This is a genomic window from Reyranella sp., from assembly GCF_050185545.1.
Lineage (GTDB): Bacteria > Pseudomonadota > Alphaproteobacteria > Reyranellales > Reyranellaceae > Reyranella.
The window spans coordinates 9879-20834 of record NZ_JBFWZI010000130.1 but is presented as its reverse complement, the minus strand read 5'-3'; the positions used below and the strand labels follow the sequence as shown (position 1 = coordinate 20834).

The 10956-nt window shown below is 66.7% G+C and carries 10 protein-coding genes; 4 read left to right on the top strand and 6 right to left on the bottom strand.

Going from position 1 to position 10956, the window contains the following annotated elements; all coding sequences use genetic code 11:
* Window positions 1-1134: AMP-binding protein (locus tag AB7O82_RS26800; protein ID WP_428620573.1), on the top strand; the 1134-nt coding region annotated here is incomplete at its 5' end.
* Window positions 1135-1605: 471 nt separating this feature from the next.
* Here AB7O82_RS26800 and AB7O82_RS26795 read toward each other — a convergent pair.
* A complete protein-coding gene (locus AB7O82_RS26795) occupies window positions 1606-2805 on the bottom strand; it encodes a hypothetical protein (protein WP_428542688.1) in 1200 nt (399 codons plus the stop codon).
* 214 nt (window positions 2806-3019) lie between these two features.
* Here AB7O82_RS26795 and AB7O82_RS26790 point away from each other — a divergent pair, with 214 nt between their 5' ends.
* On the top strand, window positions 3020-4003 hold the full coding sequence (locus tag AB7O82_RS26790; RefSeq protein WP_428542691.1) for a phosphotransferase: 984 nt from the start codon (window positions 3020-3022) through the stop codon (window positions 4001-4003).
* Window positions 4004-4222: 219 nt separating this feature from the next.
* On the opposite strand, the gene AB7O82_RS26785 is transcribed toward AB7O82_RS26790, so the two are convergent.
* The 4 genes from AB7O82_RS26785 to AB7O82_RS26770 are packed head-to-tail and all read right to left on the bottom strand — an operon-like array spanning window position 4223 to window position 8075.
* The gene (locus tag AB7O82_RS26785; RefSeq protein ID WP_428620571.1) at window positions 4223-4951 is read right to left on the bottom strand and encodes an ABC-type transport auxiliary lipoprotein family protein; all 729 of its coding nucleotides are present in this window, start codon (window positions 4949-4951) and stop codon (window positions 4223-4225) included.
* Window positions 4948-6102 carry an MlaD family protein gene (locus AB7O82_RS26780; RefSeq protein ID WP_428551109.1) on the bottom strand — a complete coding sequence of 385 codons (1155 nt, stop codon included), beginning with the start codon at window positions 6100-6102 and terminating at the stop codon, window positions 4948-4950. Before AB7O82_RS26780 ends, AB7O82_RS26785 begins: the two co-directional genes overlap by 4 nt.
* Window positions 6103-6114: 12 nt before the next feature.
* The gene (locus tag AB7O82_RS26775; RefSeq protein WP_428551112.1) at window positions 6115-6948 is read right to left on the bottom strand and encodes an ABC transporter ATP-binding protein; all 834 of its coding nucleotides are present in this window, start codon (window positions 6946-6948) and stop codon (window positions 6115-6117) included.
* Window positions 6948-8075, bottom strand: coding sequence for an MlaE family ABC transporter permease (locus tag AB7O82_RS26770; protein ID WP_428620570.1), 1128 nt, complete (start codon window positions 8073-8075; stop codon window positions 6948-6950). Before AB7O82_RS26770 ends, AB7O82_RS26775 begins: the two co-directional genes overlap by 1 nt.
* 166 nt (window positions 8076-8241) lie before the next feature.
* Here AB7O82_RS26770 and AB7O82_RS26765 point away from each other — a divergent pair, with 166 nt between their 5' ends.
* On the top strand, window positions 8242-9105 hold the full coding sequence (locus tag AB7O82_RS26765) for a polyphosphate kinase 2 family protein (protein WP_428620569.1): 864 nt from the start codon (window positions 8242-8244) through the stop codon (window positions 9103-9105).
* Between the two features lie 13 nt (window positions 9106-9118).
* Here AB7O82_RS26765 and AB7O82_RS26760 read toward each other — a convergent pair whose 3' ends face one another.
* A complete protein-coding gene (locus AB7O82_RS26760) occupies window positions 9119-9961 on the bottom strand; it encodes a 23S rRNA (adenine(2030)-N(6))-methyltransferase RlmJ (RefSeq protein WP_428551118.1) in 843 nt (280 codons plus the stop codon).
* 72 nt (window positions 9962-10033) lie between these two features.
* Here AB7O82_RS26760 and AB7O82_RS26755 point away from each other — a divergent pair.
* On the top strand, window positions 10034-10956 hold a 923-nt coding region (locus tag AB7O82_RS26755; RefSeq protein ID WP_428620567.1), incomplete at its 3' end, for an acetamidase/formamidase family protein.

The following is a 10956-nucleotide window of genomic DNA, read 5'->3' as shown; positions in this document are numbered from 1 at the left end:
TTCGACGACTGGCGCGACCGCCAGTCGTCGATCGATCCTGGCCTTCCGGTCAAACCGGGCGACACGGCCGTCCAATTCTACACCAGCGGCACCACCGGCCTCCCCAAGGGAGCGGAACTCACCAACGCAAACTTCGCCTGGATGCTGCCCTTGTGGACCGAGACTTGGCTGCTCGGGCCCGGTGTCCCAAACCTCGTCTGCCTGCCGATGTTCCACATCGGCGGCGCCGGCTGGGGCGTAGCCGGCCTGTTCTCCGGCGCCACCAACCACGTGGTTCGCGAGTTCGTGCCGGCCGAGATCCTGCGGATCGTCGAGAGCGAGAGGCTCCAGGTGATGCTCCTGGTGCCGGCGATGATCCTGTTCCTCGTCCAGGCGCCGCAGATCCACGAGACCGACCTGTCGAGCCTGCGCCTGATCGTCTATGGCGCGGCGCCGATCCCGGCCGAGCTGCTGCGCCAGGCACTCGAGATTTTTCCCTGCGGCTTCCAACAGGTTTATGGGCTCACCGAGACGACCGGCGGCATCACGCTGCTGCCGCCGCACGACCACGATCCCGGCGACACCCGCAAGCTGCTGTCGTGCGGCTACGCCCAGAAGGGCGTCGAGCTGCGGATCGTCGGCGAGGATGGACGCGACATGCCGGTGGGCGCGGTCGGCGAGATCGCCGTGCGCACGCCCCAGATCATGGGCGGCTACTGGCGCCTGCCCGAGGCAACGGAGCGCGCCATCCAGGGCGACTGGTTCTTCACCGGCGACGCCGGCTATCTCGACGACAAGGGCTACCTCTACATCTACGACCGGGTGAAGGACATGATCGTGTCGGGCGGCGAGAACATCTATCCTGCCGAGGTTGAGAGCGCGCTGTTCGGCCACCCGGCTGTCGCCGACGTCGCGGTGATCGGCGTGCCCGACGAGCGCTGGGGCGAGGCGGTGAAGGCCATCGTGGTGAAGAAGCCGGATGTCGAGGTCACGGCGGGTGCGCTGATAACCTGGGCGCGCGAGCGCATCGCCGGCTACAAGCTGCCCAAGTCGGTCGATTTCGTCGACGCGCTGCCGCGCAATCCGACCGGCAAGATCCTGAAGCGCGAGCTGCGCAAGCCCTACTGGGGCGACAGGCAGCGACTGGTAAACTGACGGACGCCAATCGAAGGCGATGCCGTTTCCTGATCTCTTCCTGAAGGGACATCTCTCGTGTCCCTCCGCTGTCATCGGGCCAGGGCATTCGCATATGGCAGAAAAATTCCGTCATCCCGAGCGGAGCTTCCCGAAGGCCGGCGCAGTCGAGGGACCGTTCTTGCTGTTGCAACAAGAAAGGTCCCTCCGCTACGCCTCGCGACGCTCGGCTCCGGTCGGGATGACGGATTTTCTGCCATATGCGAATGTCATCGGGGGAGTTGGCCCGTAGGGCCGGAGGGAAGGCCCCAATCGAGATCTGGATGATTCCGACGTCGGAACTTCAGGAACTCGACTGCGGCCTTCCCCCCTCCGCCCCGTATGACGGGGCACCTCCCCCGAAGACGGGGGAGGTGAAGATGCGACGCTCCCTGCTTTGCCGGGAGCTGCGCATTCGAGATATCGCAGTAGCGACCTCTCCGACAGAACGGATCAGCGACCTCGTCTGCCGCCGGAGCGCATCATGGTCGGCGCCGGCGAACTGGCCTGGCGCATGCCCCAGCCACCGCTATTGCCGCCCCAGCTCCGGTTGCCGCCCGACGGCTGCATGGCCGGTGCCGGTGCAGGGGCAGTCGCCTGGCGCATGCCCCAGCCGCCATTGTTGCCGCCCCAGCTCCGGTTGCCGCCCGACGGCTGCATGGCCGGTGCCGGTGCAGGGGCAGTCGCCTGGCGCATGCCCCAGCCGCCATTGTTGCCGCCCCAGCTCCGATTGCCGCCCGGCTGCATGGCAGGGGCACTCGCCTGGGGTTGACGTTGCCATCCGCCATTCCAATTGCGCGAGCCTTGCGGCTGCGGGTTGCTAGCCTGTTGCGGCCGATGCTGCCAGCCTCCCCAATTGCGCGATGCGCCCGGCTGGTTGCCCGGTGACGGTGCCGTGCGGTCATTGTGGCGAGCATTATAGATGCCCCGGCTCTGGTGGTTCTGCATGTTGTTGATCCGATTGCGCTCGTAAGGCGAGACGTTGCCGTCGGCTCGGGCGCGGCCTTCGTAGCGATCGATCCGGTTCTGCTGGTGCTGCAGGCGATTGGCCTCGCCGTAGGTCAGCGACCCGTCGCGCCGGCCATGGTCGATGCGATGCTCGGCGCGCGCGTCGCGGCGCTCGATGCCCGGCGGCCGGTTGCCGTCCCAACCATTGTGCTGCCCCCGAGTCCATCCCTCGTGCCGGCCGTTGTTCCAGCTGTCGCGCCGCCCGTCATTGTGACCCCAGCCGTCGCGCCGCCAATCGTTGTGACCCCACCCGTCGCGGCGCCCGTCGTTGTGGCCCCAGCCGCTGTGCCGCCAGCCATCGCGGTCGCCCCATCCCCGGCCATCGGCGCGCTGGTTGTCGTGCGTCTGGCGGTAGATCTCGCGCCCCTGGCGGTCGAGCATGTTGTCGAGCCGCTGACGCTCGTGCCGCGTCACGACGCCGTCGGCGCGCGCCCTTCGCTCGTAGTTCTCGATGCGATCCTGGGCCCGGTCGAGGCGATGGTATTCGCCGTGAGTCAGGGAGCCGTTGCGCCTTCCCTGATCAATGCGTTCCTGCTGGATGTCTTCGCGCTGGTCGATGGACCACATCGACTGCGCGGAAGCGCCCCCTGCCGCGAGCAAGCCCGCCGACAGAACCGCATAAGGAAGATGGCGGAGTATGGACATTGTTCCCTCGTTCGGATTCGACGGCGGATGTACCGTCTTGCAAGTCGCTACGCCTACGCATCGACAAACATCCCTCGATATTTCATCGTGCTGCGGCTAGAACCGAACGTCCGGTTAACGTCACACTAACGCCACACCAATGTCTCAATTGCCAGAAAATCTAACGCCCGTTCGTCCTGCCCACGTTTTCGACGAGGAGCGGCTCGCCGGCTTCATGAAAGCCAATGTCGACGGCTTTCACGGCGCCATTCGAGTCCTCCAGTTCGAGGGAGGGCAAAGCAATCCGACCTTTCACGTCACCGATGGCGCAGGCCGCATGTACGTCCTGCGCAAGAAACCTCCCGGCAAACTGCTGCCGTCGGCCCATCAGGTCGATCGCGAGTATCGGGTCATCAAAGCCCTCGCCGATCATACTAATGTACCGGTGCCCAAGCCGTACGCGCTCTGCCGTGACCAATCGGTGATCGGCACCGACTTTTACCTCATGGAGTTTCTGCCGGGCCGCATTCTCGGCGATCCGAAAATGCCGGGAATATCCCCCGCCGACCGCGGCAAGATATTCGATTCAATGAACGACGTGCTCGCCCGCATCCACAACGTCGATTATCGTGCCGTCGGCCTCGGCGATTTCGGGCGCGAGGGCCAATATATCGAGCGCCAGATAAACCGCTGGTCGAGCCAGTACGATCTCGCGCGGACAGAGCATATCGATTCGATGGAAGCCCTGAAGGCCTGGCTGCCGGCCAATATTCCGCCGGGCGACGAGACGCGCATCAACCACGGCGATTATCGCCTCGGCAACACCATCGTGCACCCGACCGAGCCGCGCATCATCGCCGTGCTCGACTGGGAGCTCAGCACGCTCGGCCACCCGCTGGCCGACCTCGGCTACAATTGCATGATGTATCATTTCGGCGAGGGCTTCGGCGCCTCCGGCGGCTATGCCGGGGTCGACCTCAGGGCATTCGGCATCCCGACCGAGCAGGAGTACCTCGCCGCCTATGCGCGCCGCACCGGGCGGGCCGAGGTGCCGTCGTGGAGCTTCTACCTCGCCTTTTCGCTGTTCCGCCTCGCCGCCATCGTGCAGGGCGTCTACAAGCGTGGCCTCGACGGCAACGCCTCGTCGGAGACCGCCACCAAGTACGGCAACCGCGCCCGCGCCATGGCCGACCTCGCCTGGTCGATGGTGGGGAAGTAGCGTGCGGCCCGCCTCCCCCGACTTACGGCTACGGAGTGGACACATCTCCCCCCCCCCCCCGTCTTAGGGGGGTGGTGCCCCCGATGGGGGCGGCGGGGGGGAAGGTCTCAGACGAGGACCATGGGATTCCGACGTCGGAGCCAAGGACATCTCGAGTGTGGCTTCCCCCTCCGCCCCGTATGACGGGGCACCTCCCCCGATGACGGGGGAGGCAAAAGATCACTCGTCCGCCAGCGGGACGCCGGAAGCGTCGTTGCCGCGCGGGCAGCCTTCGCTGTCGTTCACGGCGTTGGCCGGGTTGCGATAGCGCTCGATGTCGTAGCCCGCCGATTCGCCGGGTGGACGCGGCGGCGGCGTGCGCAGCGTCCACGACACCAGTCGCTTCATGACGCTGCCCAGCGCCTGGTCAAAGGCTTCGATCACCTTGGGGACCTTGTCGGCGCGCGCCCGCACGCAGCGCTCGAACGAGGCGACGCCGATGATCTGGCGGTCGGGCATGCGGACCAGCTTGGCGATGATGCGCACCCGGACGATCGGCTGGGGCCCGTAGTAGTACATCGCCTCGAAGTTGCGCAGGTCGGGCTGCAGCAGGTAGTTGGCGCGCAGCTCGATCGATTCGCGCGACACCGCCACGATCTTGCGGGTCGCCTCAAAGGAATCGACGATCCGGGTCTGCACCATCAGCGGAGCGCGGTCGGTCCACGCCACCTTGGCGTAGTAGTCGATCGAAGTCGGCGTCATGGCGATCGCGATGCGACCGGTGTTGAGGCTGGCGGCGGCGGCCGGCACCTCGACGGCGAGCTGCCAATAGACCGCAGGCAGGCCCGGGTCGAAGGTGCTCTTGGGAGTTACCGTGTAGAGATCGGTCGGCTCGGTCGCGGCATCGATCAGCTGGCAGGCGGCAAGCGAAACGGTGGCCATCGCGGCGACGGCCAGGCGGAAGATCATTTCGGCGTGTATCCCTGCTTGCCGCTGAACACGAAACCGGCCGGGTCGCGCTCGAGCCGGGTAGCGATGACGTTCAAGTTGGCGGTGAGTTGGCGGAGCTCGCGAATGGTGAGCGACAGCTCGGTCAGCCCGCTCTCGGAGAACTGCTTGATGGACCCCTTGTTCTCGGCGACCAGCTTGCCGAGCTGAGCGGCGGCGGCATCGATGCTGGCAAAGGCGGCCCGCGCCTCGGCCACCACCTTGCGTATCTCCCCGGGCGTCTTGCCGGCCAGCGCCTTCTTGGTGGCGTCGTCCTGCGGCCCGAGCTCGAGCACGATCTGGCCGAGCGAGTCGGTGAGCGTATTGATCTTGTCGAACGTCTTGCGAATCTCGCCCGGCACCTTGCCGGCCAGCGCCTTCTTGGTCGCCTCGTCCTGCGGGCCGAGCTCGAGCGCGATCTGGCCGAGCGAGTCGGTGAGCGCATTGACCTTGTCGAAGGTCTTGCGCAGCTCGGCCACGGTGACCGGCAGCTCCGACAACGTCGTCTGGATGGCCGAATCCTGTTTGGCGATGCCCGCCGCCACCGTCGAGACGCTGTGCAGGGTCTCGGTGACCATCGCGATGTTGTCGGGGCTCAGGAGCTCGTTCAGCTTGTCGACCGTCGTATTCGCCTTGGCCAGCAGCTCCTGGGCCGAGGACGTCGTCGCCTGCAGGAAGGAGGCGCCTTCGCGGATCTCCGGGTAGGGCTTCTCGCCCAGCTTCTTCTTGGGCTTGATCTGGTCGACGTCGAGGCGACCGACGATCTGGATGTAGGGCGCGCCGGCGATGAACGGCTTCTCGAACACAGCATACGAACGTTCGCGGATGTCGATGTTCCAGTCGACGGCGACGGTCACCTCGATCTTCTCGGCGGTGCGCTGCCGTCCGGTGCCGCGCTGGAGGTCGGTCCGCGAGGTCAGCGCGATATTGGTGACACGCCCCACCCGCAGTCCGCGATAGAACACTGGCGAATCGTTGGTGAGGCCCTGGACCTCGCCCGAGAACAGGATGTCGTAGTAGGCGTAGGCCGTCCGATCACCCGCCCTCAGCTTCCAGATGACGAAGCCCGCGATCGAGGCGATGAACAGGATCATGGCCGCGCCGACCAGCACATAGGGCGATTTTCTATCCATGAGACGCCGCCTCTACTCCTGCCGGGCCGCCGCGCGTCCGCGCGGCCCATGGAAATACTCCCGCACCCAGGGATGATCGTAAGTCAGTAGTTCCTGCATCGTACCCACCACCACGCGCTTGTCGAGCAGGACGGCAATTCGATCGCAGATGGCATTCAGGCTGTCGAGATCGTGGGTGACCATCAGGACGGTCAGCCCGAGGCTGCGGCTCAGGCCCTTGACCAGCTCGTCGTAGTGGGCGGCGCCGATCGGATCCAGCCCGGCCGTCGGCTCGTCGAGAAACAGCAGCTCCGGATCGAGGGCCAGCGCCCGCGCCAGGCTGGCGCGCTTGCGCATGCCGCCCGAAAGCTCGGACGGCCGCTTGTCCGAGGCATCGGCTGGCAGGCCGACCAAAGCGATCTTGAGTGCTGCGATCTCGCGCATCAGCTCCTCGTCGAGGCCGGCATGCTCGCGGATCGGCACGATGATGTTCTCCGACACGGAGAGCGAGGAGAAGAGCGCACCGTCCTGGAACTGTACGCCAGTTCGCGCCTGCATCCGGCGCAGGGCCTCGCCGTGCAGGGTGTGGGTGTCGACGCCCAGCATCTCGATGGTGCCCTGGCTTGCCTGGTTGAGGCCAATGATGGTGCGCAGCAGAACCGATTTGCCGCTCCCCGATCCACCGACAAGGCCGACAATCTCGCCACGAAATACGTCGAAATCGAGATGATCGTGGATGATCTTGGGGCCGAACTGGGTGCGCACGCCGCGCAGGCGCAGCACGACCTCGCGGCCGTCGCGGTGGTCGACGATCTGGCCGCCTTCCGCCGCCCGCGGTCTCTCGGCTTGGGTGACGGCCTCCGGCATCACACGTTCGCCAGCAGGAAGATGACCGAGAAGATGGCGTCGAGCACGATCACCGAGAAGATCGCCTCGACCACCGATTTGGTCGTGAGCTGGCCGACACTTTCGGCGCTGCCGTGCACCTGCAGCCCCTCGAAGCAGCCGACGATGGCGATGACCGCCCCGAACACCGGCGCCTTGATCATGCCGACGTAGAAATGCCAGGGACCGACCGTGTCGCGCAGCCTGTCGAAGAACTGCACGAAGGTGAAATCGAGATAGACCGTGCAGGCAACCGCGCCGCCCAGTACGCCCGTCATGTCGCCCCAGAAGGTCAGCAGCGGCATCGAGATCACCAGCGCCGTGATGCGCGGCGTGACCAGCCATTCGATCGGGTTGAGCCCGATCGTGCGCATGGCGTCGACCTCCTGGTTGACCTGCATGGTGCCGATCTGGGCGGTGAAGGCGCTGCCCGAACGTCCCGCGACGATGATCGCCGTCAGGAGCACGCCGAGCTCGCGGAACATGCCGATGCCGACGGCCTCCACGGTGAAGGTTTCGGCGCCGAACTGGCGCAGCTGCTGGACGCCCTGGTAGGCGATGACCACGCCGATCAGGAAGGTCAGCACGCCAACGATCACCAGGGCGCGGACCCAGACCTCGTACATCTGGCGGACGACGGCGCCCGCCCGGAAGCGGCGCGGCTGCAGGCAGGCCTCGAGGAAGACCACCAGGATCTCGCCGAAGAAGGCGCACAGATTGACGAGCTGCCGGTAGATCTCGACGACATTGCGGCCGACTTCCTCGAGCCAGTGCGCGAACCAGTTGACGCGACGCTCCGGCGCCGCGGCGCACATGTTCTTCTGCACCACCTCGAACAGGTCGGCATGGGCCTTGTCGGCGGCCTGGACCCTGGCGTTCGGGCCGTCGCCGGCGAGCTGCAGGATCTCGAGGGCGCCGGCGGTGTCGAGGCGTTGCACGGCGCTGGCGTCGACCAGGGCGGCCGCTCTGCCGGCGCCGGCGGACTTCACGGCCTTTGATGCCTTCTGGCGGAAGCCGCGCAGGCTGAACACGGTCCAGGCGCCGCCAACCTCGACCACGGACTGTCCGCCGCGCGTCGTGAAGCGGATAGTGGGTTCGGCGTCGGCCATCGCGGGATTAGTCGTCGTGCCAGCTGGCGCTGTCAATCTCCCAGGCGCGTTGCCTCCCCGTCCATGCGCTGGCACCATTTATCCGGGAGACATCCAGCACGCCGGCGCGCACCACGACGCCGTGACGATCGGGGCGTACCCGCCCCGATCGTCATAGGAGGAAAGCATGAGCAAGTGGCCGATCCTGGACGAGATCGAGCTGGTCGACCGTCCGATCGACGACGAGAGCTACGACCGCGAGCTGGACGAGCTGCAGCACCGTCTGCTCGACCTGCAGACCATCCATTTGCGGGCAGGCGGACGCGTCATCATCGGCATCGACGGCTGGGATGCCGCCGGCAAAGGCGGCCTGATCGAGCGCCTGGTCGCGGGCCTCGAGCCCAAATCGACGCATGTCTGGCGGATCGGCGCGCCGACGGCCGAGGAACAGGGGCGCCACTATCTCTGGCGCTTCTGGAACCGGCTGCCGGCCTCGGGCAACTGGGCGATCTTCGACCGCACCTGGTACGGCCGCGTGCTGGTGGAGCGCATCGAGGGGCTGTGCGACAAGGATGCGTGGAAGCGCGCCTATCGCGAGATCAACGAGTTCGAGCGCCTGTTGGCCGACGACGGCGTGCACATCGTCAAGCTCCTGGTCCATGTCAGCGCCGAGGAGCAGCGGCGGCGCATGATCGACCGGCTGAACGACCCGCATAAGCACTACAAGATCGGGCTCGAGGACTTCCGCAACATTGCCAAGCGCAAGGCATATCTCGAGGCCTACCGCGACATGCTGAACCGGACCGACACGGACCATGCGCCATGGCACGTGATCGCCACCGACGACAAGCAGCAGGCGCGGCTCGAAGGCCTGCGAATCGTCGCCCGGCAGGTCGGCAAAGGCGTCGCCATCGAGCCGCTGCCACTCGATCCGGCAATCGCCGAGGCGGCTCACGAGATGTGGGGTTGGACACCGGGCGAGCCCCACAATGGCGCATCCAGGAACGATAAAGGCAAGAAGAAGCACAAGAAAAACGGCCACAAGAAGTGATCCGTTCCAGCACCTATGAAGCGGCCCGCCCGCCCTCGACGGCCGCGCTGACGCCGGGCCCCAGCCGGGCCGCGATCCACGGCAGGGCCTCGCGCATGGCCTCGTCGAAGCGCCACGGCGGATTGACCACCGCGAGGCCGCAGGCCGAGAGCTTGCCCGCCTCGCCGTCTCCCAGGTCGAGGGTGAGACGCAACGGCTCGAGGGCTGCCAACGCCTCGACGAAGGACGCGGCCGCCGCGTCCTTGATCGGATACCACAGCGCGTAGCAGCCGGTGGCGAAGCGACGCACCGCCTGGCGCAGGGCACGCAGGACGCGCTCGAACTCGTCCGGCACCTCGAACGGCGGATCGATCAGCACCAGGCCGCGCCGCTCGACCGGCGGCATCAGCGCCTTCAGCACCTTGTAGCCGTCGGCCTGGCGCACCTCGACGGCGCGATCGCCGGCAAACTCGCGCTTCAGGGCCAGGGCTTCGGCCGGATGCAGCTCGCAGGCCACGAAACGGTCGCCCGGCCGCAGCGCCGCGCGCACCAGGCGCGGCGAGCCCGGATAGCGACGCGGTCCCTCGGCAGCCGACCCGAACTTGCGATCGTAGGCCGCGACCGCCGCCAGGTAGCGCGCCACGGCCGCCGGCATGCCGGCGCGCGGCGCCGCGGCGAGACGATGGATGCCAACCTCGGCCTCGCCGGTGCGCCGCGCCAGGTCGCCGCCGAGATCGTAGCCGCCGGCGCCGGCATGGGTATCGAGCACGAACAGCCTCTTGTCCTTGGCCGTCAGCAGGCGCAGCAGTTCGCACAGCGCCACATGCTTCAGGACATCGGCGAAGTTGCCGGCGTGGTAGCCATGGCGGTAGTTCATGCCCTGCCTATAGCATCGGCGGTGGATTTCGGGGCACGGTCCGTGCTTGATGCCGAGCGGAGGGGGATCGTCATGGCCACGTACGAGTTGCATTCTTCGCCGGAGACTTGCCACTGGGGCTACTTCGACAGCCAGCTGAAGCCATCACTGCGCATCAAGTCGGGCGACATCGCCACCATCCATTGCCTGTCCGGGTCGCCCGAGATCCTGCCCGGCGAGCCATTCAACGTGCTGCCCGAGCACCGCGAGGTGGTGTCCAAGCTCAGGCCCCACCTCGGCCGCCACATCCTTACCGGACCGGTCCATGTAGAGGGCGCCGAGCGCGGCGATGTGTTGGCCGTCGAGGTGCTCGACATCAAGTTCCGCACCAACTGGGGCTGGAACGCCCAGCGGCCGCATGCCGGCACCCTGCCCGAGGATTTTCCGTTCTACCGCCTGACCCACATTCCGATCGATTCCAACCGCGGCGTCTGCACCATGCCGTGGGGGCTGGAGATCGAGCTCAAGCCGTTCTTCGGCATCATGGGCGTGGCGCCGCCGCCGGAATGGGGCCAGTGCAGTTCGGTCGAGCCGCGCGCCTTCGGCGGCAACATCGACAACAAGCACTTCCAGGTCGGCACGACGGTCTACCTGCCGGTGTTCGCCGAAGGCGGCCTGTTCTCGACCGGTGACGGCCATGGCGTGCAGGGCGACGGCGAGGTCAACCTGACGGCGCTCGAAACGTCGCTCTCCGGCACCTTCCGCTTCACCGTGCGCAAGGACATGAAGCTCGTCAATCCGCGCGCCGAGACGGCGACGCACTGGATCACCCATGGCTTCGACCATGACCTCGATGACGCCGCCAAGGAAGCGCTGCGCGACATGATCCGGCTGATCTCGGCCAAGACCGGCCTGTCGGCCGCCGACGCCTACATGCTGTGCAGCCTGCAGGCCGACCTGCACGTCACCCAGACGGTCGACGGCCACAAGGGCATCCACTGCATGATCGCCAAGAA